We start from the raw sequence: 23,165 nt of genomic DNA on the forward strand, positions 1-23,165 counted from the left end.
TTAGTATTTAAACAAGCAGATTCAACGGTTACTCATTTTAGTGCTCACTATTATTACTGCTAGAGCCGTCCACTTCAATTTCATTAGTTTGTGTTGTAACCGTTTCGCTAGCTTCTTGCTCGATAGTACCATCTGTCCCAAGCTTGTAGTCGTACCAATGTCCCATCACTCCGGCCAGCTCCTCTAAACCTTCTTTTCTCAGCGCAGAGAACAGCTGAATACTGCAATCTAAGCCGATTTTTTTGAGGTGCTTACGCATATTGAGCAAAGCGTTTTTGGACGCGCCGTATTTGAGCTTATCAGCTTTCGTTAGCAAGATATGAACGGGCAGCTCACCTTCTTTTGCCCAGTGCAGCATTTGCTCATCAAAGTACTTCAAGGGATGACGAATATCTGTCAATAGCACTAAGCCTGCTAGGCTCTCACGCGAGACTAGATATTCCTCAAGCTCCACTTGCCACTCTTTTTTCATCTCCAGCGGTACAGCAGCATAACCATACCCGGGCAAATCTACCAAGCGTCTATCGGTATCGCCAATTTTGAAAAAATTAATCATTTGCGTGCGCCCTGGCGTCTTGGAGGAGCGAGCAAGCTGGCGCTGATTGGTCAACGCGTTGATAGCGGATGATTTACCAGCGTTTGAGCGACCTGCAAATGCAATCTCCAATCCAGCATCGGGAGGGCAGAGGCGAAAAGTAGGCGCTGAGGTCATAAACTCAGTCTGCTGAATGCGTTGACGCGACTTGGTGTTGAATACGGCGTGCTCACTAGCAACGTCGCTGTAAGGGGTGCTCATAACGGACTCATTATTGAAATAATTAATAGAAGCATTATATCAATAACCGCCCAACATTAAAGCAAATAGGTATTTAAGATGACTCAAAGTGCGCGAATGTGTTGATAGCGCTCATGATACTAAATGTTGAGCTCAAAAATAGCTTACTGCTTTTGCTCTGGTCAAATGTACCATAAGTAAACAGGAGTACCCTATGTTAATATGACATATATTGTTACAATACTAGTAGATACAGTCGTAAAACAAACCATGCACCAAAGGAGGTGTCTGATGCGTTCATTACTCAAAACGGTTGCAAAGACCAGTCGTACTTTGGGCGGTAGTTTCGCTGCGGTGATGTTAAGTGGCATGCTAATGAGTAGCCCCGCTATGGCTGATATTGCCACGACCTATGAAAATTCATGCGCCGCTTGCCATGATAGCGGTGCGCTGGGTGCAATAAAAAAAGGTGATAGTGCAGGTTGGGCTAAGCTAAAACAGCAAAAAGGAATGCCCGCCTTAGTCAGCTCAGTAAAAAACGGCATGATTCAGATGCCAGCGGGCGGCCTGTGTGATGAGTGTAGTGATGATGATTATCGTCAATTAATCGATTATATGAGTCAATAAGATCCAAATCATGGCCTGTTATTGACTGTTTAGGCGATTAATCTGGTGATAAAAACCCTGAGGTATGACGATTAAGTAGGCAAATCCATCAAAGTCTTGCTATAATAATCGCAAATAAACCCTGATGTTAGTAAGTACTTTTGGGCGGCTTGTAATTGAGACCTAAGAGGCAACTCGCTGTATGGACAGTGCAGTGACTATTATGTATCGGATGTCTGTACGTAGATATCTGGCTCCTTTATATTACAAATACTCCAAGTAATGCTTACGCCGAGTTAGTAGGATTCGTATCAATGAAAAAGTTAATCGCTGCCGCCAGCTTATGTTTTGCAAGTTACAGCGTTCAAGCTGCTATTATCGTTCCTGAATATGACGCTAATGCCGGTAAACAAATCGCTGAAACAGTGTGTGCTGCCTGTCACGGGGTCGATGGAGTAAGTGTCGTACCTGCACAAGCTAACTTAGGTGGCCAGAACGTTAAGTATCTCTATAAACAATTGGTCAACTTCAAATCAGGCTACCGAGTCAATGGTATCATGCAGTCACAAGTGGCAAACTTGTCACAGCAAGATTTGGCTAACGTGGCGGGTTACTATTCTGAACAACCAGTGTGGAGCGTAGGGTTCGCTAATCCGGCGACCAATGAGGAAGCAACGAAGCTCTACTTAGGTGGTGATAAGTCGCGTGGCGTTATTGGCTGTGCCGGTTGTCATGGTCCTGATGGTGCGGGTAACTCTTGGGCTGCGTTTCCGCGCCTAGGCGGACAACACGCTGAGTATATCTCCAATCAGCTTAAACTGTTCCGCGCTGCTGGCCGTGAAGACGATGTCACCGGTGATGAGCAAAAGCGCTACAACGATGCGGATAAAGAAGGCGAAAAAGGCATGATGCAGATGGTATCGTCAAGACTATCAGATCGTGATATTCGCATTTTGTCAGACTACATTAGCGCGCTGCACTAAAAGAGTTAACTAGAGCGTTAAATAGGTAAACTGAGTGAATCGCTTACTTGATATCGTCATTGTTTGATAATTAAACCCCGTTTTCGGGGTTTTTTTATAGCTGTTGAACCTTTACTATTTACTATCGATTCAATAATACCGTTTAAAGATGAGCGGATTTTTTGTACTATTACTAACCTTAGATTAGTTTGGATTGAGATTATGATGAGCCGCTATGCTTCTTATTTTATAGCAGCATTACTGCCGCTATTACTTTTTCGTTGGTTTGCACCGGAGGTAGTAGGGCAGATTGATTTTTGGCTACTGTGGTTATTGGCGATGTTACTAGTGTCGCTACCCGTAGTGTATGCTGAGATTGCCTTAGCTTACCGCAGTGTCGAAGCGCCATTGGCCGGAATGCAAAAGCTGACTCGGGAAGCAGACGCTAGCCCTGTCTGGCGCGGCTTTGGCTGGCTGGCAGCAGTAGTGACTATCGTCATCGCTGCGCTGGTCATATCAGGTGCAAGCAGTGGCATGTTAGCCGCATTGATGGAGCTAAATAGTGCGCCTAATCTACCGCATTTTGCGGTGGCAGGCGGCTTAGTCGTCATAGTCGTGTTATTGAGTTTACTTGGGGCCACGACTTTACCGATTGGGCTAGGACTCATTATCATAGGGTTATTGCTAGGGTTTGCTAATGGCTTGCCAAGCATTGACTTTGCTATGACTAATATTACGCTCAGCGAATGGGCGCGCGCTGTCGCTTTGGCGTTGGTTAGTGTTGGCGCAGGTACAGGGCTGTATTGGTTTGGGCAGCATTTAGTCAGTAAAGCATCTATAACTGCGGTATCTAGCGATCAGCAGAGCGGCTCATTTACTAATACTTCAACGTCTAGCCTCTCGACTGGCAGCGCGCAAACTAAGCTGCCAGCAACGAAGCGAGTATTACCGATTTGGATATTGCAGTTAGTGGTCGGGGTCGTCGCTTTATTAACGAGTGCCTTATCGTTACCGCCTATAGGGCAGTTGTCTTATTGGTTTGGGGTGTTATTTGTCGCCAGTTATTTGCTGCATTATAGTACTCAGCAATTGGCGCATAAGTTTGGCTTGCTCGTCAGCCTCGTGCTCACGCTAGTATTAGTCGCGATCTTAGCGGTTGCAGTTCCGACGATATGGCTCGTGGGTTTATTAGTCATCGTCAGCAGTATCGCAGTACTGTTGCTATCGATCTTTGCGGGCTGGCAGATGAAGATTAGCCATTTACGTAAGGCTTTGAATTTTAGTAGCGAGGCGCTATACAACCTTTGGCGTGTAGCGATACGTCTAGTGGTGCCACTAGCAATGATATTGGCCTTTGTCGGTTGGGTGCTATCGTGGTCGAGCTAACGGATAAGAGCAGTGCTGCCGTTACGACATCCTCTATGATTACCGTATACTTGGCGTATGCTGAAACCGCGCAGCGTCAACACTATAAACCGCTCACTGTAAAAGCGGGCACGACGCTATATGAGGCGTTAGCACAAGCAGGATGGCTATTGCAGTTTGCGGAGCTGGCAGTGTGGTGTGAGCAGATGATGGAGGTAGAAGTGCCAAAAGCTAAGCTTTGGCACGTTGGTGTGTACGCGCAAAAGCAGCCTCTAAGCTATCAGTTGCAAGCTTACGATCGCATCGAGGTCTACCGCAGCCTAAACGCTGATCCTATGTCTCAGCGTAAAAGCAAAAGCGTCGCGAAGTCATCTAACTAAGAGACGGGTAGTGAGTCAACCCCTTCGATACGCGTAACGATACCTTGCTCATCAAAATACACGATCAGATGCTGACTGGCATTTTTGACATCAGCAATGCCTTTACGCTTGCCTTCAGTGCCGGCCTGATAGTCATAAATATAATCCCAGCGATTAGGTGCAAGAGTATCTCGAATAGCAGGACTGCCTAGGATGTAGAGCACTTGGTTTTGATTCATACCCACTTGCAGTTTCTGCGCTTGCGTTTGGGTAATAGGTGTCCCTTGCGGCAAATCAATCGTATAGACGCTAAACAGCGAACAACCAGATAGGGCAACGCTAGCGCCCAAGGTCAATGCCAGTAGCCCTTTACGCAAAAAGGCTTTTGGTAAAGAGATTTTGCTAGAGGATAAAAGATTTGGAGTACGAAGAACTTGCGACTTTATCATGGTAAGATGACTCATAAAAAATGGGTGGGGCACGGCGCATCGCCACTATGGCGACTCTAGCCGGCAATCTTGAACAAATGATACGTTATTTACTTGCAATTGCCTACCACTTACGACATTATTTACGCAGCTCTTGGGGTTACTTTTAATGATTTATAGTGTAAATTCATGAGCTTGCGTTAAGGTTGCTAGGTAATGCTAGCGACTAATAACTGCATTATTTTAGCTTTAAATTGTCAGTATAAGGCTAACTACTTTTAATAATGATTTCTTTATTCTTATTTGTTAAGACTTAACAGTCAGAAGGGATATTATGACGATTACCAATCAAGAACTACGTAAAGCGGGGCTAAAAGTAACCTTACCGCGTGTGAAAATATTAGAGCTGCTTGAGCAGGCAGAGCGTCATCACATGAGCGCAGAAGAGGTCTATAAAGCGCTGATTGAGCAAGGAGAGGACGTTGGGCTAGCGACCGTGTATCGAGTGTTGACTCAGTTCGAGCAAGCTGGCATTGTCGAGCGCCATAATTTTGAAAATAACTTATCGGTGTTTGAGATCACCCAAGAGGAGCATCATGACCACTTGGTTTGTGACATCTGCGGCAAAATCGTTGAGTTTCATAATGAGGTCATCGAAGAAGAGCAGCTCAAAGTAGCGAAAGAGCATGGCTTTAAGTTATCAGGCCACTCCTTGGTGCTGTACGGCATTTGTAATAATCAAGCATGCCAAGATAACGCTAGATAGCTGATATCCTTGCAGCAAAAAAGCAGCATCTCCTTTTAGTGGCTTATCTTAAAAAGGTAAGCTGCTTTTTTGTATGCTTTAAATAAAACTAGCTGTTATTTAAAGACAAGCTCTCACTGTTGTCGGTGAAGCTGCGTTTATTCTTTTTACTATTGAGCTTAATCTGTAGGCGCAAATCATTCGGGGAGTCGGCGTGTTTAATCGCTTCTTGGTACTCTATCTCTCCATTTTCGTATAAGTCGAATAGTGCCTGATCAAAGGTCTGCATCCCGCTATCACGTGAGCGAGTCATGACATTCTTTATCTCATGAATCTCACCCTTACGAATATAATCACTGATTAATTGCGAGTTTAGCAGTATCTCAATCGCTGCGCGACGACCTTCACCATTGACAGTAGGAATGAGCTGCTGCGCGACAATACCTTTTAGGTTAAGCGATAGATCCATAAAGGTTTGCGTATGACGCTCGCTTTCAAAAAAGTGAATGATACGATCGATGGCTTGGTTGGCATTATTGGCATGTAAAGTGGCAAACACCAAATGTCCCGTCTCGGCATATTGAATGGCGTAGCTCATCACTGTTGGGTTACGAATCTCACCGATCAAAATAACATCTGGCGCTTGGCGCAGAGTGTTTTTTAGCCCTGCTTCAAACGAGTGCGTATCGATACCCACTTCACGCTGAGTGATGATACACCCTTGATGCTCATGCAAAAACTCAATAGGGTCTTCAACGGTGATGATATGACCGTGCGAGTTTTTATTACGGTGGCCTATCATCGCCGCTAAAGTGGTGGATTTACCAGTACCGGTAGCGCCTACTAATAAGATAATACCGCGTTTTTCCATTGCCAATTCTTTTAAAGAAGCGGGGAGACCCAGCTCTTCAACGGTTGGAATCTTACTTTCAATCTTACGCAGAACCATGCCCGCCATATCGCGCTGCACAAAAGCACTGACCCGAAAGCGCGCTTGCTGTGCTTCATCGGTAATGGCAAATTGACACTCGTTGGTGCTTTCAAACTCTTGTTGCTGACTGCCCGTCATGACGCTTTTGACCAGCTTCATGGTTTGCTCGCCATTGAGCGGTGTTTTACCAATCGGAAAAATCTGGCCATTGACCTTCATAGAAGGTGCGACATCAGCGGTAATAAACAGATCGGAACCGTTTTTTGCAATCATGAGTTGCAGCAGTTTTTCGAAGTCCATGGTTTTCCCAAACTATAATAATAAAATTAAAAATCTCTAAGTTAAAAAGCTATATAAATCCTTTCGCAATCTCTGTTACTCATTAGCCAGTTACTGCCTAGTCTCGTAAGATACTGTGACGGCCTATATGCGCTATAAAAAAGTCTCAGGCTGCTTGGCATAAGGACGCGCAACTTCCCGCGATATCGTACCTCGGCTAACTAAATTCTTTAAAGTTTGATCAAGGGTAATCATACCGTCGCCAGCACTGGTCTGAATCGACGAGTACATCTGGGCGATTTTATTTTCGCGAATCAGGTTACGAATAGCAGGGGTTCCAAGCATAATCTCGTGGGCCGCAATACGGCCGCCAGTCTGACGACGTAGCAAGGTTTGTGAGATGACTGCTTGTAGAGACTCTGATAGCATAGCGCGAATCATGTCTTTTTCGGCAGCTGGGAAAACGTCAATGACCCGGTCAATAGTCTTCGCCGCTGAGCTGGTATGCAAAGTGCCAAACACTAAATGACCCGTTTCAGCCGCGGTAAGTGCCAGCCGAATAGTCTCAAGGTCACGTAGCTCACCGACCAATATCACGTCGGGATCTTCACGTAAAGCTGAGCGTAGTGCTGGCTCAAAACCTAAGGTATCGCGGTGCACTTCGCGCTGATTGATTAAGCTTTTTTTAGACTGATGCACAAATTCGATAGGGTCTTCGATAGTCAAGATATGCTCTTTACGAGTCTCGTTGATATAATCGATCATCGCCGCGAGAGTCGTTGATTTACCAGAGCCTGTCGGACCGGTAACCAAGACAATACCGCGCTTAAAGTCTGAGACTTTTTTGAATATATCCCCCATGCCTAAATCTTCTAGAGTCAAAACAGTCGAGGGAATCGTCCGAAATACGGCTCCTGCGCCGCGGTCTTGATTAAAAGCGTTAACCCGAAAGCGTGCTAAATTGGGTATAGCAAAAGAAAAATCCGTCTCAAAAAACTCTTCAAAGTCAGCGCGCTGCTTATCATTCATGATGTCATAAATGAGCTGATGAACGACTTGATGGCTCATCGCCGGCATGTTGATGCGTGTCATCTCGCCATCGACTCGAATCATCGCTGGCATTCCTGCTGAGATATGTAGATCAGAGGCTTTGTGCTTGACGGTGAACTGCAATAAGTCTTCGATACTTATAGCGCTTTTTTTAGTCATGATAGGGCTTTCCTATTGATCAGTTCTTGGCAATCAGTTTTGTATAACCAGTACAATTAAGATAAGCGACTCATACGCTTACGTTAATTCGTGTAACAATATCATAACAAGACTAGGCTCATATAACCATCTGCTATATAAATAAAATGCAAAAATAGATTAGGGCGTGTTGAACATTCAAATGTGGCACTGGCGGCGGCTATTTTACAGGCAATACGCAGTGAAATTTTCGAATCCTAGTCATTCTAGGATAGACAATTTCGCCATGTATTGGCAAAAAAGAGCCCCGCCCCAAAGGGCTGATGCTAAAATCACCCCAAACGGTGTTGTAAACCTAGCTAAGGCCTCGACATTATCGTCGGTTTACGCCTAGTTTGGTGCGATTTTATCTATCAGCAGTCCTAATATTTGAATGTTCAACACGCCCTAATTTGATATATTTAGCTTATCTTGGTCTATAGTCTATTAAAAATAAAATTGTCATCAATTCAAATGCGCTACTGGTATAAATTTTTCTTGCGTGCTGCTATCACAGAGGCTGCGGAAAATTCACCCCAGTAGCGCTATAATACTTTTAAATTGAGTTTACTATAAGACGCGAAAGACACCTTTAAAATGTTTACAACACCTGAGTGACTTATGAATACTGATAATCGGGCAACTGATGAATTGATAAATAACTGGCAACAAGTCAACGCAGAAGTGGCAGAGGCGTGCAAGCAAAGCTCTCGCCATATAGATGATGTCAAGCTGTTAGCCGTCTCTAAGACCAAACCTGTAGAGAGAATAAAAGCTCTAGCGCAGAGAGGTCAGCGCGACTTTGGTGAGAACTATCTACAAGAAGCGCTGGATAAGATTACTCAACTGCGAGCAGAGGCGGCGACAGAAGATATCGTCTGGCATTATATCGGTAGTATTCAGCGTAATAAAACCCGCGATATCGCTGAGCATTTTGATTGGGTACAAACGCTTGAGCGTGACATTATTGCCAAGCGCTTAAATGATCAGCGTCCTGATAATATGACAGCCCTTAATGTCTTAATTCAACTCAATATCGATGACGAGGAGAGTAAGTCTGGATGTACGCCTGAGCAGCTACCAGAGCTGATAGCGACTGTTAAGGGGTATGAGCGCTTACAATTGCGCGGCCTGATGATTATCCCTGCCAAAGCGGACACCGACGCTTTTGCTCGCACCAAGCAGCTGTTTGATGAGGTGCGACAGGCTCATACAGAGCTGAGCTCATGGGACACCCTTAGCATGGGTATGAGCGCTGATATGACCGAGGCGATAGCAGAGGGCTCAACGATGGTACGCGTTGGCAGCGCTATTTTTGGCGCGCGTGATTAGGGTCTCTACGGTGAAGTACCGTTATTAAGCATTATTTTAGCGTTGTTTTAACATGATTACTGAGTATCGTCATCCAACTTAGTAACCAGCAACTGATTGATTTTTAGATGCTGTGTCGCCAAAATCTCAAAGCGATAATTGGCATATTCAATCGTATCGGTCTTTTTTGGGATTTTACGTAGCATATACATCATAAAGCCGCTGATGGTTTCGTGTTAGCAAGCTCATGACGTACTCGGATATAAAATGATAGATAAGTAGGGAATAAACCAAAAAACTTATTTATAAAAACTAAAAAAGCTGGGCAAGCACCCAGCTAATAATAAAAGTGAGACGACTGTAACAAGCGGGCTTAGCCTTTAATAGACCATTTATTAACCAGTGGATAGCGGCGTTCACGGCCAAAGGCTTTGTGACTGATCTTAGTACCGATTGGCGCTTGTAGACGCTTGTACTCGCTATTATCTACCATCTTGATCGTCTTGGCGACAAGCTTTGCTTCATAGCCTTTATCGATAATTTCTTGATAACCCATGTCTTCATCAACATAAAGGGTCAAGATAGCATCTAAGGTATCGTAGTCAGGCAAGCTGTCTTGGTCTTTTTGATCAGGGCGCAGCTCAGCCGATGGCGGACGCGTAATGACGCGCTCAGGAATAACAGGCGTGTCCTCCAAGCGATTGCGGTAACTGGCTAAATCATAAACTTGTGATTTGTACACGTCTTTTAGCACATCAAAGCCGCCTGCCATATCACCGTATAAAGTTGAGTAGCCGACCGCCAGCTCCGACTTATTACCGGTAGTAATGACCAAATGCCCAAACTTATTGGATAGTGCCATCAAGATAACGCCGCGAGCGCGCGCTTGGATATTCTCTTCGGTCGTATCGGCCGGTGATTTGTTAAATAAAGGCGCTAGCGTATGGCGAATGCCTTCAACAGCATCGAAGATCGGGCAGACGGTATAAGAGACGTTTAAGCGGCGTGCTTGTGCTTGCGCGTCCTCCAAGCTGATCTTTGAGGTGTACTCATAAGGCATCATCACCGCATAAACTTTGTCCGCACCTAGCGCATCAACGGCGATGCATAAGGTCAGTGCTGAGTCGATACCGCCTGATAAGCCAATAATTACCCCAGTAAATCCTGAGTGATTGACATAGTCTCGTAGACCAACGACTAAGGCTTGATACATCTCAGACTCACGGCTTAGGCTCAAGGGCGCTTTTTGCTGAGTGTCAAATTTTGCAGTGCTGACATCTAGGCTGGCCAATAATAGCTGCTCCATAAATCTTGGCGCTTCGTGAGCGATAGTGCCGTCTGCTTGCACCACCATCGAGCCGCCATCAAAGACTAAGTCGTCTTGGCCACCGACAGCATTGAGATATAAAATGGGCAACTGCTGCTCGCTGCTGCGTTTGGCTAGCATGGCCTTACGGTTGTCTTGTTTATCAAGCTCAAAAGGCGAGGCGTTAAGGCTAATGACCAAATCAGCGCCTTGTTTTTTGAGATCGCTGATAGGCGCTTTTTCCCATAAGTCTTCACAGATGAGCAGACCAATAGTGAGACCTTTGTAGTCGAATAAAACCTGATTACGGCCTTTATCAAAGTAACGGCGCTCATCAAACACGCCGTAGTTTGGCAGGATTTGCTTGTGATAAAAGCCCTTTTGATGACCATTATGTAAGATAGCTGCTGAGTTAAAAGTACCATGATGATCGACATGAGGATAGCCGACAATCATCACGATGTTTTCGATGTCACTGAGCGCCGATAGCGCGCTTTTGACTCGCCCTGAAAGGCTAGGGCGCAGTAATAGGTCTTGCGGCGGATAGCCAAGCAAGGCCAGCTCCGGAAAGATAATGACATCAGCGCCTTGTTCTCGAGCTTCGATGGCCAGTTTGCGCATTTTATCGGTATTGGTATTGATATCGCCGACTAAAAAATGCGATTGCGCCAACGCAAAAGTGACATTGCCGGTAGCATTATTAGCACCCGTGTCAGCATTCGCTTGGGCATGATTAACTCCGCCTTTGTCAGCAGAATTTGAGTTGTTGTCTTTTGACATTGTTATTTTCCTATAGATATATTATCTGAGTAGTGAATGGTTATAAGTCGAGCAAAATAAAAAATGCATTGTTATTTTTTTGGGTTGTGCTCAGGGTTAGGGCTGTTATTTGCCAGCAAAACTGCTAAGCTAAAATCATTATAATTAAGCTTTTGACATCTAAAATACTAGATGCAAAAGCAGAATAACCCTAGCGCTACTCTTTAAAAGCCATCTTATCGAGGGATCGTCTGAGAGCAGTTAAAAAACGAGCACAATGCCTTTAGTATAACATCAATTACCAAACCTAAGAGAATGCTGCGGTCATTTAGCCTAGTAGATGACTGACTAGTGTTCATGATAAGAATTGCAGGTTGGGTTAGATTTATCGGCTAGTTGCGCTTGTTTTAGAGGTATTATCCTTTATCAAAAATACAGCTCCTCTTTAGTTTTAAGCAACCTCAGGCATAAAATTGTAAGTAAAAATTACAACATACTATTACTGTTCTGTAGAGGCTTATTGCATAATAGCTATCGACGATTAGGCCTTTGCTCCTTCATGCTGTAACTAAAAAGATTTAGCTTTAAATAAGTAAAACTAGCTTATGAGTAGTCTACTTTCTATTACGGGTTATCCCGTCAATAGTTATCCTATTTGTAGTATCGTCAGGTAGCACTTTGGCTAAGATAGCGCTAGCGGGTTTATAAATAAGTACTGGCAGTACTGGCGCGCGAAACAGCAAACATACCTTATTAAGTCTGTCTTTATGAGCGCTATACTTTTTAGCAGTGTCATATCGTTATATTTATACATTTTACGATAAAAATCTCGCGGTTTTTATGGTGCCTTCTTGGTTGATAGCTATGATTGAAAACTGGACAAAAGAGTTTATTATTCAGCGCTTGCTGGCGATAACGCTGTTAGTGGTATTGTTCATTCTGTGCTTTCAGGTGATACAGTTTTTTATCATACCTGCGCTATGGGCGGCCATTTTAGCTTACGTCACTTTTCCTATTTATAAGTTTTTTAATGAAAAGGCGAAGTTTAGCTCAGGCGTTAGCGCCGGCATTATGACGGTTAGCATCAGCTTAATCATAGGCGTGCCTTTGCTGGTTGGGGTGTTTATCTTGCAGCAAGAAGCGCTGAGCTTGTATAGTAATATCATCTACCGCGTCAAGGCGGGCTATCTAGATGTGCCAGATGCGATCAAAGACTTACCGGTGATTGGTCAGCAGATTAAAGACATTCTTTGGAGTATCAATAAAAACCCTGAAGGCGCGCTTGAAGCGTTTCGAACTTGGATACAGTCGCATTTGTACTATGGTAAAGTGGCATTTGATGTTGTGTTCAGTAGTTTAGCGAAGCTTGGTATGGCACTGATGACGCTGTTTTTCTTCTACCGCGATGGTAATAGCTTGATGCGCCAAATCAGACAGGCGCTGCGTAATATCATCGGTAACCGTATCGATGGCTATATCGACTCTGTCGGTACCACGACACAGGCAGTAGTCTATGGCATTGGCTTGACGGCATTGGCGCAGGCTTTGCTCGCCGGTATTGGTTATTACTTCTCTAATTCTCCGAGCCCTATCTTATTAACGATTATCACCTTTATCGTAGCTTTGATTCCTTTTGGTACACCATTTGCGTGGGGAGCGGTGTCGATTTGGCTGTTAAGCCAAGGTCACACGACAGAGGGTATTGGGCTAGCGCTGTGGGGCATACTGGTCATCAGCTGGGTCGATAATTTGATTCGGCCGATTGTTATTAGCGGCGCGACTAAGATTCCTTTTATTATTATTTTTATTGGCGTATTAGGCGGCTTGACGGCTTTTGGTTTTGTTGGTCTGTTTATTGGCCCAGTCGTGCTAGCTATCGGTTTGGCTGTGTGGCGAGAGTGGATTTCTAATCATAAAAATGAGATCTTTGCCTCGCAAGATGTGGTACTGTCAGGTGATGGCATTGTCGCGCTAATAGATAAGCCGGATAGCAAAAGCTAAAACGCGCGGTAAACTTATACTCCCTATCTTAAAAGAAGCCTAACTATGTCTAATGCTAAAGCTGATAAAACGGCTACTTTGACTATCATTGCCGATAGCAACATCGCAAGCCTTGATGAGTTTTTTAATGCGCAGACGCTTGGCAAAAACACTCAGCAAACGGTCAACATTATTCGCGTAGCAGGGCGTGAGATTGACGCGCAATTGCTCGCTACCCATCAGCCCGACGTGCTGTTAATCCGCTCTGTCACGCCTATCAATGAGTCGCTATTAGCGGATAATCGTAGCGTGACATTTATCGGTTCGGCTACTATCGGCACTGATCATGTTGATCAGGCCTATCTGAGCGCGCGTAATATTCATTTTGCGAATGCAGCAGGCTCTAGCAAGCATTCAGTGGCCCAATATGTGCTCACTGCGATTTTGACTTTGCGGCCAGAGTACTGGTCTAAGAGCATAACCTTAGGGATTATCGGTTTAGGTAATATCGGCAACACATTGGCGCAATACGCCACTGACTTAGGCTGGCAAGTGCTCGGCTATGACCCTTTATTGCCGCCGTCGAAGTTCAATAATGCAAGCTTTGAGCAAGTGCTACAAAGCAATGTTGTCAGCTTGCATGTGCCTTTAACGGATAAAAAGACTAGCGACTATCCCACCTATCATATGATCGATATGGCAGCTTTGCAGAAGATGCCTACCGATACGTTACTTATCAATAGTGCCCGTGGACCGGTAGTTGAAGCGACAGCGTTAGCAGCGGATATCGAGCGTAGCCATCGGCAAGTGGTGCTCGATGTATTCGAGCATGAGCCGCAGGTGGCTGAGTCATTACTCGGCAAGCTTGCTATCGCCACACCGCACATCGCTGGCTATAGCCTAGAAGGTAAACTACGCGGTACGCAAATGATCTACGATGCGCTATGCGATGAGCTCAAAATTACACTTTCTCAGTCTATGCACAATTTGCTGCCAGATAACCTATATCTGTGGTCAGAGCTAAAAGCCAATCCTGATAAACTAGATAGATTCTACGATATCAAACAAGACGATGAGCAGCTGCGCGCGACAGTTAAGGATGGGCAAGTAAATGGCCATGACTTTGACCAGCTCAGGCGCGACTATCATCTGCGCCGTGAATGGCAGTCATAGCCCAAGTAAATTCGCCATAAAATAGTAACCAGTGAACATTCAATGAGCATTGAAAATAGCCGATTAGTAGTAAACAATAATGAGTATCACTATGTCAGATGATAGGCGCACTGATAAGCCCGCTTACGCCCCAACCATGACCTTAGAGATGGCGCGTAGGCGTGTGCAGATGCTAGTGGCGATTCGTCAGTTTTTTGCTCAGCGCCAAGTGTTAGAAGTACAGACACCGCTCCTCTCACAAGCGGCGAATACCGATACTTTTTTGCAGTCGGTTGCTGCTCGGGTCACTTATCAAGATAAACCGCGACCCTTTTATTTGCATACTTCTCCTGAATTTGCGATGAAGCGTTTACTTGCCAGCTGGCAAGTGGCGATTTATCAGATTTGCTCGGTATTTCGGGACAACGAAATCGGCTCGCGGCACAATATCGAGTTTACGATGCTAGAGTGGTATCAGCCGCACTATAGCTTGAACGATTTGGCTGAAGAGTTGGGCAAGCTGCTAGAAGCGCTGTATGGCTATCCGGTTATTATGAATCATTACCGTTACATTGATGCGTTTATGGATCATGTCGGTATTCATCCGCTAAGCGCTAGCCTTGAGGCGCTAAAAGCGGTAGCAGAAGATAAGGGGCTGGCGAATATAGATATCGCGCCGCCAGAGCCACTTGCGGTAGATAGCGAAGAGATGCGGCAAGGCTGGCTTGATCTGTTGTTTAGTCATCTCGTGGAGCCTAAGCTCGGTCATGATTTGCCCACACTGATTATCGATTATCCGCCCGCTACAGCGGCGCTAGCCAAAACCTGTCTCGATAAAGAAGGTAACCTGATTGCCAAACGCTTTGAGCTTTATATAGACGGTATTGAGATTGCGAATGCTTATGATGAGCTAGCAGATGGGCAAGCTTTGAGGGAGCGTTTTGAGGCGGATAATAGGCAGCGCGTAGCGCATGGTTTGGCGCAGATGCCGATAGATGAGTACTTACTAGCAGCTTGCGATGATTTGCCGCCGTGTAGCGGCATAGCGTTAGGAGTAGATAGACTGCTTATGGTGCTCACTGGCGCTGACAAGCTCTCAGAGGTGATCGCGTTGCCAAGTGGTTTGGCGTAAATAAGAAAAGGATAAGTTCAATAACTTATCCTTCTTTAACAAATTGCTCTTGTTTTAGACAAACGCTAGCGTTTATACACTGGCAATCGCTTCTTTGATAGCGGTCTCGCCATTTTGGATGTTAAAGACCTTTTTGCTAGTATTATCGGCATTTAATACCGCAACCAAAGTCGCTGCGACATCTTCGATAGCATTTTCACCGGCTTCATCTTTGTCGATAGCGATTTTGCCTGTGCCAGCTCGCTCTTTTAGTGCACCTGCCTGCACGATAGTATAATCAAGGCTGCTATCATTGACCAACCACTGATCGGCGTAGTGCTTACCGATATAATAGCCTTTTAGATCTTTAATGCCTTCGTTATCCCACTTGCTGGTGTCTAAAGAAAACACAGTGCTGAGCATGATATAGCGCTTAATACCTTTGTCTTGCACCGCTTGCATTGTCTTTACCGCACCATGCAGATCCACTTCTAATATCTCTTTGCCGCCGGAACCTGCCACAAAGTATACCGCTTCTATATCATCCTCTAGCTGCTGCTGGATGTTGTCTTTGTCAGCCATAATATCTAAATCTAGCTGAGTGTAATTATCGTCAGAGAACAGTTGCTCTTCTTGACGAGTGGTACCGATGACTTGATGATTCTCGGCTAGCAGTTGTTTGACTAAATCATTACCAACACGGCCACTAGTGCCTATTACTAAAATTTTCATATACTATCCTATTTTTATTGATTAATTCTCTTAAGATTTTGAATTTTGTTTAAGTGTTTACTTTGTTTACATGTTTTAAGAAATTAAAACTAGCATAACAAAAATAGATAGTATCTTGAGTGAGCGTAAGTGCCTATTACATAGTGTTTGGTAGCAGACTGTATACGCTTTGCAAAACAAGCAAGTCATGTAAAAACTTGCTTGAAGCTTTAGCGTACCAAACGATTCAGACCGTCGGCAAAAGCTTTTTTGTCGCGCTCGCCATAAGGTTTTTGACCACTCATCTCTTGTAGCTCTAACATTCCCGTACCGCGCATGGTATCCATAAAGTCGCGCATATTGAGCTTTTGCTTGATGTTGTTTTTATCATAAACCATCCCGCGCGGGGTCAAAACCATTCCGCCTTTCTCGAGTATGTCATTCGCTAAGGGAATGTCGCTAGTGATAGCCAAATCACCTGCCTGAATCTGCTCAACGATATAGTCATCGGCTTTATCAAAACCATGCGGCACGACCGTCATTAAAAGCAGCGGTGATTTACGCAGCTTAATGGGTTGGTTGGCGACAAATATCGCCATGGTTTGCGTGCGCTCAGCGGTCTTGATAATCAAGTCTTTGGCAACGATTGGCACCGCATCAGCGTCCACCCAGATCTGCATTATTTTTTGGCCTTGTGATTGGTTTCTTTAACTGTAGGACTGCTATTAGTAGCAGCGGTTTCGCTAGCTGCTGAAGTGGTTTGCGTCTTATCCTCACTTATAGCGCTAGCCTCAGAGTTTGCGTCTTTAGTGTTAGTGGATAGTTCGGTGGTTTTATCTAATCCGACTTTGTTTGGCAATACTGCGACAAGCTTAGCTAAAGCAGGGTCTAGATCAGCCACGTCGTTTGGCATCAAGGTAATATGAGCGATTTTACGATCTTCACGCTCTTCTTTATGATAGCTGTGATAGTGCGCGCCATCGATAGCGAGTGCGTCCTTGATATCAGGGTATTGTCCTAAAACATTGACCATAATCGCTGGATGAATATTGTCAGTATCGCCCAATGGCAAACCTACGACCGCACGGATATGATTCTCAAATTGACTAGTAATCGCCCCCTCAATGCTCCAGTGTCCAGAGTTGTGCACGCGCGGCGCGATCTCATTGGCTAGCAGATAGTCGTGACCTTGCGCGTCTTTACTGACGAAAAGCTCAAGCGCCATGACGCCGACATAGTCGAGATGATTCATCAGCGTAGTCATCGCCGCTTTTGCCTTAGGAAATAAGTGGCTTGTGCCGACAGCTGGCGCTCGAGTCTTGGCGAGTATACCGTGATGATGATGGTTTTCTACCAGCTCATAACAGCGCACCTCTCCTGCTTGTCCACGCGCTGCAATGATGGACACCTCGCGGCTAAAGTTGATAAAGCCTTCAGCGATCAGCGGTGCAGGAGTAGGGGTGAGACTACCTTTACCCGATACCGCGTCTTTGAGCGCTTGCCAAGCCGCTTTAATGTCGCTGTCTTCTTTGATGACATATTGACCTTTGCCATCATAGCCGCCGCGGCTGGTCTTCAAAACGATAGGCAGCCCTAAGTCTTGGCAAGCTTGCTGCAGCTCGGCCAATGAATGCACGGCCCTAAACGGCACTGTGGCGATATCTAGCTCATTGAACATCTGCTTTTCTTTTAGGCGATCTTGCGCGACATCTAGAGCGATAGGAGGCGGGAACATGCCTTTATTTTTACCTGATTTTGCTAGATTGGCGAGCTTCTGTACGGTTTGTGCCGGTGTGTTCTCAAACTCGAGAGTAAAGACGTCAGCGGCGGCGATAAAGTCCTCTAGCTGTTCGCTATGATAAACCGTACCGTAAAGGCTGGCTGGACAAGCGGCATTGTCCTCCAAAAACACACACTGATAGCCAAGCGGCAGAGCAGCTTCAGCGAGCATCATGCCGAGCTGGCCACCACCTAAGATACCGATGGTACGAATAGTTTGAGAAGTAGGATAGGCATTGGCGGTGGTCATAACAGGCTCTTTTATTTAGCAATGGGTACAGTGAGTTGGGTTTTCTAGGGATTTAAAATAAGCGATTTGGAACAGAGTAAAAATAAGAAAAGGTGCGCTATCGTTATAGGCACCTTAGGTTTAGTTAAACGCATCTGATAATAAATATCAAGTGAAACGACTGAAAAAGCGATTTTCTAATCATTTAGCTGCTTTGTACACTAACTATCAGCTATTAATGATACCAGGCGTTGGGCTAGCTAAGATAGTCTGTGTTTGCTGCTCTCTAAGCTCATGTAATTTATTAGCGATTGCTTCATCATGTAGCGCTAGTATTTGAATAGCTAATAACGCAGCGTTATAAGCGCCCGCGGTACCAATGGCTAAAGTGCCGACAGCGACGCCCTTTGGCATTTGTACGATAGAAAGCAGACTATCCCAGCCGCTGAGCATAGAGGACTTCACCGGTACGCCCAATACGGGTAGGGAGGTTTGACTAGCGCACATACCAGGCAGATGCGCTGCGCCGCCTGCGCCTGCAATGATCACCTGTAAGCCTTGGTCTTTGGCACTTTTAGCGTAGTCAAATAACCTATCTGGCGTACGATGAGCGGAGACTACTTCACAAGCAAAGGCAATATCGAAATCCGCTAATAGCTGCGCGGCCGCGCTCATAGTGGCCCAATCAGACTGCGAGCCCATAATGAGACCGACTTTTGGCTGACCAGCTGGGGAGGCAATAGGGCTTGGTTGTTCGACAGGTGGTGTGCTCATGATGCAATATCCTCAAAAAGCCCATCATACAAAAGTTTCCCTACTGCCGTAAAGACAAGTTTTTATAATAAGCTGATAGATGTAAATGATAAGGTTTTCGGCTTTATTAACGCTAGTAGACTTAGTAATGAACTATAAATCATCTACTCATGACGGTATTGCACAAAATTAGCATTATCTAGCGGCAATGGCTGCTCAGTATCGAGCTGATAACACGTCAAGTAGCCACTATCGACCGCCGCTGAATAATCGATACAGACTACCTGCGGGCTCAGCAGCTGCGGCTCACCGGTTAGCCAGTAGTGACCCACAAATACAGGCTTATCGGTCTTGAGGGCGAAGTCGATATTTTCAGCTAGCGCATCTTTTGGGATTTGCGCCAAGCCTGATTGGGGCGCCCGTGCTACTTCATGAAGGGTTTTTTTATTCAGCTCATCAAGCCACCAACGTACGCGGACTCGTGAGCGCTCAGTGCCTTCTTTATCAACCATGACTAAACCCTCGGGTAGCGGCGTCTCTACCCCTTTTAACACCCGCTCTAAGGCGTCAAAATGTACACTAGGCTGCTGCGAGGTCATGACCAACGCATTTTTTGTTAGGCAATTATCAGCGGTCAGCAAGGGTTTGAGTATCGCCATACTATCAACATCCCAGCAAGCATGGACAAAACAGGCGTAGTCAGTCTCAAGCCAAAGCGGAATCTCATAGAGGCGCTCAAGCCAATAGTGATGGCTGGTAGAGTTAAACGGCGCTTCTGCCAAAAATGCCTCATGCTGGCGAGTATGCAGCTCAGTATGCGAGCGCAAATACTGAGCCTCGTCATAAGGATCAAGCGTTGCATAAGCCAGTGCATTATATTCATGATTACCCATGACAGCGTCAGCAACATCAGCATCGAGCATCGCAAAGACGATCTCGAGCGTCCGTAGTTGCTGCGAGCCACGGTCAATCAAATCACCAATAAATAAGGCGCGGTGGTTGGCAGGTGGTACGTAATACTCACCATTATGCACATAACCCAACTGAGTCAATAACCCAGCAAGTTTATCTGCATAACCATGAATATCACCAATAATATCTATAATCATAACGGCTAATCTAATTTATCTCATATAGGGCGTGTTGAACATTCAGCCATGGCACTGACAGAGACTATTTTTTAGACGATTCGAAGGTAAAAATAGTAAGTTTAGTCGCTCTAAGCGTCTATTTTTACCAATGAAGCGGCAAAAAAGAGTCCTGTCCCTACGGCTGATGCTAAAATTGCGCCATACTGCGTTGCAAATCTAGCTAAGGCATCTGCATTATCGTCGCTTTGCGCCTTGTCTGGAACAATTTTAGCGATCAGCAGTGCCTATTTGTGAATGTTCAACACGCCCTAACTTATCTAATCTGTATAAGGCTCAACTAAAAGCGTCTACTACTATAAAGTGTGTAAAAGTGATCCACTCTAAAACCCAGGCGAGAGAAGAGCGTTTATAAAGTGAGGTAGTATCCGCGGCTCTAAGATAATAGTCGCAACCACCCCAAAAGCGCCGCCCCACATGTGTGCCATGTGATTGATATTAGAGCCGCCGCGCTTGTTGGCATAAATGCTATACGCCACATAAGCCACAGCAAACAAAATAGCAGGGATAGGGACGATGGCAAACAAATAAATCATATCCCATGGCGCTAATAAAATATAGGCAAACAGCACTGCTGACACCCCGCCCGAAGCTCCTAAGCTCAAATAACTAGCGCTATTCTTATTCTTCAGATAGCTTGGTATCATTGCCACTATGATAGCCAAGATATAAAAAGCGATAAACCCAAAGCCGCCTAAAAAAGGTTGATATAAGCCCTCAATGGCACGCCCAAAAAAGTACAAGGTAAACATGTTAAACAGCAAATGCATGCTATCTGCATGAATGAAACCATGAGTGACAAAACGGTCCCATTGACCATCAGTAATCGCTGGCGGATAAAAAATAAGCCGATTAAATAGGGCTTTATTTTGCCAAGCTAACAAGCTGACAATGACCGTAACGATGATAATAAGAGTGGTATGATTTAGCAAAAGACAATCCTTAGGCAACGCCTGATGGATAAAAATATAAATAAGTGGCAAATAGATGACACTAAAATCAATACCAAAATGGCTCAGCAAAAAACGAATAGAGGCCAAAAATTATGCTTTAATAATGATTGAATAGTAATGACAGGCATCTGCTTGTTCAGGCTGGGCAGCATAAGTTATATCACAAAGTATATAGTCGTCACCATATAAAAAAACTCTTCATTGACTATAAAAGCGCAGTAACGTTTTCTTAAAGTTTTTTATCTTTTCATGTTCGTACTAGCTATCGCTTATGTATACCTCATCTTAAGGTCTTTGACGATAAATCACAATTACCTGTCAGATGAATTTACATAGCTATACAAATTATGTTTTATAAGCGCGGCACATAATAATAGTATTGTGATGACCTAGTAATGTTACCTAATAACGATACCTAGTGGTTCCTAAATTAAACTTCTATCACTCTTTTTTAACCTTAGTAAAGATGACTTTATGACTATTATCGAACAGCTTGAGCAGAGCGTCAGTTTGCCCTTATTAGGAGCAGAGCAAAACATTGCTCATATCAGCTTATTAGAGCAGTTTTATGCACTACTGATTGCGCGTCTGGCTCGACCGCAGGTTTATACCCAGCTGCTACAAGCGACTGAGCTGCCAACTCCAGTAGCCTTGACAACCACTGAGTTATCGACAGCAGATACAGCAGCGAGCTCTTTATTCCATGAGCTATGGCAAGACCCAGACCAGCGCAAGCTTATTATCGACCAATTAGCTGCGACCCATCATCTTGATGAGAGTACCACGATAGCACTGATCACAAGTGCGAGCGTTTTGTCTTACCATGAGCTCAAAATATTAGCTGATGGTCAGTATTTACCGGCGTTTTTGCAGCAGCGGCAGGTAGAGATTCGTCATTATTTGCCAGTTTGGGCAGAGTCAGTATTGCTAGAGGAGAGGGCAGATAGTGACTCTGATTCGATTTTGGATTCTAATTTAGGTTGGAGCTCGGACTCTAACAGCGTTAGTAGTGAGTCAAACTCTGATAAAGTCGCTACTACAACGATAGAATCTAGCAAGCCTGCATCTACAATAGCTGCAACGGCTACAGGAGACCCTAGTGAGGCAAGCAGCGTACCACCGTCTATAGCGATCGATAACAGCGCTCATAGTCATAACATCAGTCAATTTAGGCAGACTCATAAGCGTAATAACAGACGTGATTTATTATGGCGTTTGCTGTTATTAGTCGCTGCGATAGCAGCTTTGGCACTCATATGGGTGTTGGTAATTCAGCCAAATTATATCAGCTCAGCCAGTACAGATGAGTCAATAAGCGTAGAGCCGGACGCGGCAGTTACTGATACAGTTAATGAGACAGTCACTGAACCCGTCGCTGCGCCATTGATGCCAGCCGAGCTACTGATTGCCGTGGATAATAGTGGTCAGCTGTATACTTGTAAGGGTGTCGCTGGCAGTGCGGCGCTACAAGAAGCGCTGAGTCGAGCGCTAGTGAGAAGCTTTGGCGAGCAAGCGAGTATTTGTGAATTACAGCGACAACCAAGTGTCGCAGATAGCCTGACTGCCGTTGATATAGAGCTGCTACCGAGTCTTTTTACCTTGCTAAAGTCGGCGCCATTTGCACGATTACAGCTACAAAACGACATCATCACCATAGAGTCGCCTGATAATCGCTTATCACAGCGTCTGCTCACCGATATGCGCGCTTTAGCACCGAAGGCTAACATCACGACTAATACCGACTTTAACGCGGTAGAGAACCCAGTAACAGCAGGCGAGGAAGGGACATTATTCGCGAATAATGCTGAGTGGCAAAACGAAACGCAGGACAATGATAGCTACAATATTCCATCTGTAGTCAATGACAGTAATAGCTCAAGTAATGATAATACTAACCTTATCCCTGGTGACGCGAACAATAACAATAACACTGTCAGCAGCAACACGAACAAGAACGCAAGCAATAGTACTTATACGGGTATTAATTCTAATCAAAATAATAACTTACCACCCAGACCTATAGCCAATACTCAAGCGATAGATGGCATGTCTGCAGCAGAAGTGGACGACCTGGCTAATAGTATTATCGTCGCTGAGCGCTTAGATAATGAGTCTCGAGTTGAGACAGATATTGGTTCTAACTGATATTGAGGCTTATTTTAATCGTTACAATGTAAAATATTCTGGCCAAATAGTCACCAAAGTTACGCGTCATACTTGAAACATTACTTAATGTATCATTTGTACAACAGCGCATTTATTGTGATATTTAGGCGCCTACTCCTATACTGTCTTT

At 44.9% G+C, this 23,165-nt stretch carries 22 protein-coding genes; 10 read left to right on the forward strand and 12 right to left on the reverse strand.

Features of this window, described 5'->3' with window-relative positions:
• Window positions 1-37: 37 nt before the first annotated feature.
• Window positions 38-796: a ribosome biogenesis GTP-binding protein YihA/YsxC gene (gene yihA / locus W234_RS13860; RefSeq protein ID WP_037059442.1), complete on the reverse strand. Its 759-nt coding sequence runs from the start codon at window positions 794-796 to the stop codon at window positions 38-40.
• A gap of 270 nt (window positions 797-1,066) precedes the next feature.
• Between yihA and W234_RS0108420 the strand changes: the two genes are divergently transcribed.
• The 4 genes from W234_RS0108420 (at window position 1,067) to W234_RS0108435 (ending at window position 4,088) form a co-directional block, all read left to right on the forward strand.
• Entirely contained in the window at window positions 1,067-1,402 is a 336-nt protein-coding gene (locus W234_RS0108420) for a c-type cytochrome (RefSeq protein ID WP_025646425.1), read from the forward strand.
• 293 nt (window positions 1,403-1,695) lie between these two features.
• On the forward strand, window positions 1,696-2,364 hold the full coding sequence (locus tag W234_RS0108425) for a c-type cytochrome (RefSeq protein ID WP_025646426.1): 669 nt from the start codon (window positions 1,696-1,698) through the stop codon (window positions 2,362-2,364).
• 201 nt (window positions 2,365-2,565) lie between these two features.
• Window positions 2,566-3,729, forward strand: coding sequence for a hypothetical protein (locus W234_RS0108430; RefSeq protein ID WP_025646427.1), 1,164 nt, complete (start codon window positions 2,566-2,568; stop codon window positions 3,727-3,729).
• Window positions 3,717-4,088, forward strand: coding sequence for an RnfH family protein (locus W234_RS0108435; protein WP_227501903.1), 372 nt, complete (start codon window positions 3,717-3,719; stop codon window positions 4,086-4,088). The genes W234_RS0108430 and W234_RS0108435 overlap by 13 nt, the downstream gene beginning before the upstream one ends.
• On the opposite strand, the gene W234_RS0108440 is transcribed toward W234_RS0108435, so the two are convergent.
• Window positions 4,085-4,531: an outer membrane protein assembly factor BamE gene (locus W234_RS0108440; protein ID WP_037059445.1), complete on the reverse strand. Its 447-nt coding sequence runs from the start codon at window positions 4,529-4,531 to the stop codon at window positions 4,085-4,087. The genes W234_RS0108435 and W234_RS0108440 overlap by 4 nt on opposite strands.
• Before the next feature lie 298 nt (window positions 4,532-4,829).
• Here W234_RS0108440 and fur point away from each other — a divergent pair, with 298 nt between their 5' ends.
• Entirely contained in the window at window positions 4,830-5,261 is a 432-nt protein-coding gene (fur, locus tag W234_RS0108445) for a ferric iron uptake transcriptional regulator (protein ID WP_025646430.1), read from the forward strand.
• Between the two features lie 88 nt (window positions 5,262-5,349).
• Here fur and W234_RS0108450 read toward each other — a convergent pair whose 3' ends face one another.
• Complete coding sequence (locus tag W234_RS0108450) at window positions 5,350-6,471, reverse strand: PilT/PilU family type 4a pilus ATPase (protein WP_025646431.1); 1,122 nt, start codon at window positions 6,469-6,471, stop codon at window positions 5,350-5,352.
• Window positions 6,472-6,603: 132 nt separating this feature from the next.
• Window positions 6,604-7,641 (reverse strand): type IV pilus twitching motility protein PilT, encoded by a 1,038-nt coding sequence (locus tag W234_RS0108455; RefSeq protein ID WP_025646432.1) that lies wholly within the window; start codon window positions 7,639-7,641, stop codon window positions 6,604-6,606.
• Window positions 7,642-8,298: 657 nt separating this feature from the next.
• Between W234_RS0108455 and W234_RS0108460 the strand changes: the two genes are divergently transcribed.
• Window positions 8,299-9,009, forward strand: a complete 711-nt coding sequence (locus W234_RS0108460; protein WP_025646433.1) for a YggS family pyridoxal phosphate-dependent enzyme — start codon at window positions 8,299-8,301, stop codon at window positions 9,007-9,009.
• Between the two features lie 56 nt (window positions 9,010-9,065).
• Here W234_RS0108460 and W234_RS14330 read toward each other — a convergent pair whose 3' ends face one another.
• Window positions 9,066-9,215, reverse strand: coding sequence for a transporter associated domain-containing protein (locus W234_RS14330; protein ID WP_264673171.1), 150 nt, complete (start codon window positions 9,213-9,215; stop codon window positions 9,066-9,068).
• Between the two features lie 146 nt (window positions 9,216-9,361).
• Window positions 9,362-11,074, reverse strand: coding sequence for an NAD+ synthase (locus tag W234_RS0108470; protein WP_025646434.1), 1,713 nt, complete (start codon window positions 11,072-11,074; stop codon window positions 9,362-9,364).
• Window positions 11,075-11,917: 843 nt separating this feature from the next.
• On the opposite strand from W234_RS0108470, the gene W234_RS0108475 reads away from it, so the two are divergent.
• The 3 genes from W234_RS0108475 to epmA all read left to right on the forward strand — a co-directional run bounded on the left by W234_RS0108475 (window position 11,918) and on the right by epmA (window position 15,317).
• Entirely contained in the window at window positions 11,918-13,054 is a 1,137-nt protein-coding gene (locus W234_RS0108475; protein WP_025646435.1) for an AI-2E family transporter, read from the forward strand.
• A 45-nt stretch (window positions 13,055-13,099) separates the two neighbouring features.
• Complete coding sequence (locus W234_RS0108480) at window positions 13,100-14,206, forward strand: 4-phosphoerythronate dehydrogenase (protein WP_037059447.1); 1,107 nt, start codon at window positions 13,100-13,102, stop codon at window positions 14,204-14,206.
• Between the two features lie 91 nt (window positions 14,207-14,297).
• Complete coding sequence (gene epmA, locus W234_RS0108485; RefSeq protein WP_227501902.1) at window positions 14,298-15,317, forward strand: EF-P lysine aminoacylase EpmA; 1,020 nt, start codon at window positions 14,298-14,300, stop codon at window positions 15,315-15,317.
• 72 nt (window positions 15,318-15,389) lie between these two features.
• Here epmA and W234_RS0108490 read toward each other — a convergent pair whose 3' ends face one another.
• From W234_RS0108490 to W234_RS0108515, 6 genes are all read right to left on the reverse strand, one after another.
• A complete protein-coding gene (locus W234_RS0108490; RefSeq protein WP_025646438.1) occupies window positions 15,390-16,028 on the reverse strand; it encodes an NAD(P)H-binding protein in 639 nt (212 codons plus the stop codon).
• A gap of 209 nt (window positions 16,029-16,237) precedes the next feature.
• On the reverse strand, window positions 16,238-16,687 hold the full coding sequence (locus W234_RS0108495) for a YaiI/YqxD family protein (protein ID WP_025646439.1): 450 nt from the start codon (window positions 16,685-16,687) through the stop codon (window positions 16,238-16,240).
• The gene (locus tag W234_RS0108500; RefSeq protein WP_025646440.1) at window positions 16,687-18,036 is read right to left on the reverse strand and encodes a 5-(carboxyamino)imidazole ribonucleotide synthase; all 1,350 of its coding nucleotides are present in this window, start codon (window positions 18,034-18,036) and stop codon (window positions 16,687-16,689) included. Before W234_RS0108500 ends, W234_RS0108495 begins: the two co-directional genes overlap by 1 nt.
• 207 nt (window positions 18,037-18,243) lie before the next feature.
• On the reverse strand, window positions 18,244-18,789 hold the full coding sequence (gene purE / locus W234_RS0108505) for a 5-(carboxyamino)imidazole ribonucleotide mutase (RefSeq protein WP_025646441.1): 546 nt from the start codon (window positions 18,787-18,789) through the stop codon (window positions 18,244-18,246).
• Window positions 18,790-18,932: 143 nt separating this feature from the next.
• Entirely contained in the window at window positions 18,933-19,877 is a 945-nt protein-coding gene (locus tag W234_RS0108510) for a metallophosphoesterase (RefSeq protein WP_025646442.1), read from the reverse strand.
• Between the two features lie 362 nt (window positions 19,878-20,239).
• Window positions 20,240-20,848: a rhomboid family intramembrane serine protease gene (locus tag W234_RS0108515; RefSeq protein ID WP_025646443.1), complete on the reverse strand. Its 609-nt coding sequence runs from the start codon at window positions 20,846-20,848 to the stop codon at window positions 20,240-20,242.
• Between the two features lie 495 nt (window positions 20,849-21,343).
• Here W234_RS0108515 and W234_RS0108525 point away from each other — a divergent pair, with 495 nt between their 5' ends.
• On the forward strand, window positions 21,344-23,014 hold the full coding sequence (locus W234_RS0108525; RefSeq protein WP_025646444.1) for a hypothetical protein: 1,671 nt from the start codon (window positions 21,344-21,346) through the stop codon (window positions 23,012-23,014).
• Window positions 23,015-23,165: the final 151 nt, after the last annotated feature.

The sequence above is a fragment of the Psychrobacter sp. TB15 genome, assembly GCF_000511655.1.
GTDB classification, from domain to species: Bacteria; Pseudomonadota; Gammaproteobacteria; order Pseudomonadales; family Moraxellaceae; genus Psychrobacter; species Psychrobacter submarinus.

What these genes read in the sequence shown, in the direction of transcription:
- fur (WP_025646430.1), top strand. Translation starts at nt 4,830, where the DNA reads ATGACGATTACCAATCAAGAACTACGTAAAGCGGGGCTAAAAGTAACC.
- W234_RS0108425 (WP_025646426.1), top strand. Translation starts at nt 1,696, where the DNA reads ATGAAAAAGTTAATCGCTGCCGCCAGCTTATGTTTTGCAAGTTACAGC.
- W234_RS0108470 (WP_025646434.1), bottom strand. Translation starts at nt 11,074, where the DNA reads ATGTCAAAAGACAACAACTCAAATTCTGCTGACAAAGGCGGAGTTAAT.
- yihA (WP_037059442.1), bottom strand. Translation starts at nt 796, where the DNA reads ATGAGCACCCCTTACAGCGACGTTGCTAGTGAGCACGCCGTATTCAAC.
- epmA (WP_227501902.1), top strand. Translation starts at nt 14,298, where the DNA reads ATGTCAGATGATAGGCGCACTGATAAGCCCGCTTACGCCCCAACCATG.
- W234_RS0108480 (WP_037059447.1), top strand. Translation starts at nt 13,100, where the DNA reads ATGTCTAATGCTAAAGCTGATAAAACGGCTACTTTGACTATCATTGCC.
- W234_RS0108450 (WP_025646431.1), bottom strand. Translation starts at nt 6,471, where the DNA reads ATGGACTTCGAAAAACTGCTGCAACTCATGATTGCAAAAAACGGTTCC.
- W234_RS0108510 (WP_025646442.1), bottom strand. Translation starts at nt 19,877, where the DNA reads ATGATTATAGATATTATTGGTGATATTCATGGTTATGCAGATAAACTT.
- W234_RS0108500 (WP_025646440.1), bottom strand. Translation starts at nt 18,036, where the DNA reads ATGACCACCGCCAATGCCTATCCTACTTCTCAAACTATTCGTACCATC.
- W234_RS0108490 (WP_025646438.1), bottom strand. Translation starts at nt 16,028, where the DNA reads ATGAAAATTTTAGTAATAGGCACTAGTGGCCGTGTTGGTAATGATTTA.
- W234_RS0108420 (WP_025646425.1), top strand. Translation starts at nt 1,067, where the DNA reads ATGCGTTCATTACTCAAAACGGTTGCAAAGACCAGTCGTACTTTGGGC.
- W234_RS0108475 (WP_025646435.1), top strand. Translation starts at nt 11,918, where the DNA reads ATGATTGAAAACTGGACAAAAGAGTTTATTATTCAGCGCTTGCTGGCG.
- W234_RS0108440 (WP_037059445.1), bottom strand. Translation starts at nt 4,531, where the DNA reads ATGAGTCATCTTACCATGATAAAGTCGCAAGTTCTTCGTACTCCAAAT.
- purE (WP_025646441.1), bottom strand. Translation starts at nt 18,789, where the DNA reads ATGAGCACACCACCTGTCGAACAACCAAGCCCTATTGCCTCCCCAGCT.
- W234_RS0108460 (WP_025646433.1), top strand. Translation starts at nt 8,299, where the DNA reads ATGAATACTGATAATCGGGCAACTGATGAATTGATAAATAACTGGCAA.
- W234_RS0108430 (WP_025646427.1), top strand. Translation starts at nt 2,566, where the DNA reads ATGATGAGCCGCTATGCTTCTTATTTTATAGCAGCATTACTGCCGCTA.
- W234_RS0108525 (WP_025646444.1), top strand. Translation starts at nt 21,344, where the DNA reads ATGACTATTATCGAACAGCTTGAGCAGAGCGTCAGTTTGCCCTTATTA.
- W234_RS0108495 (WP_025646439.1), bottom strand. Translation starts at nt 16,687, where the DNA reads ATGCAGATCTGGGTGGACGCTGATGCGGTGCCAATCGTTGCCAAAGAC.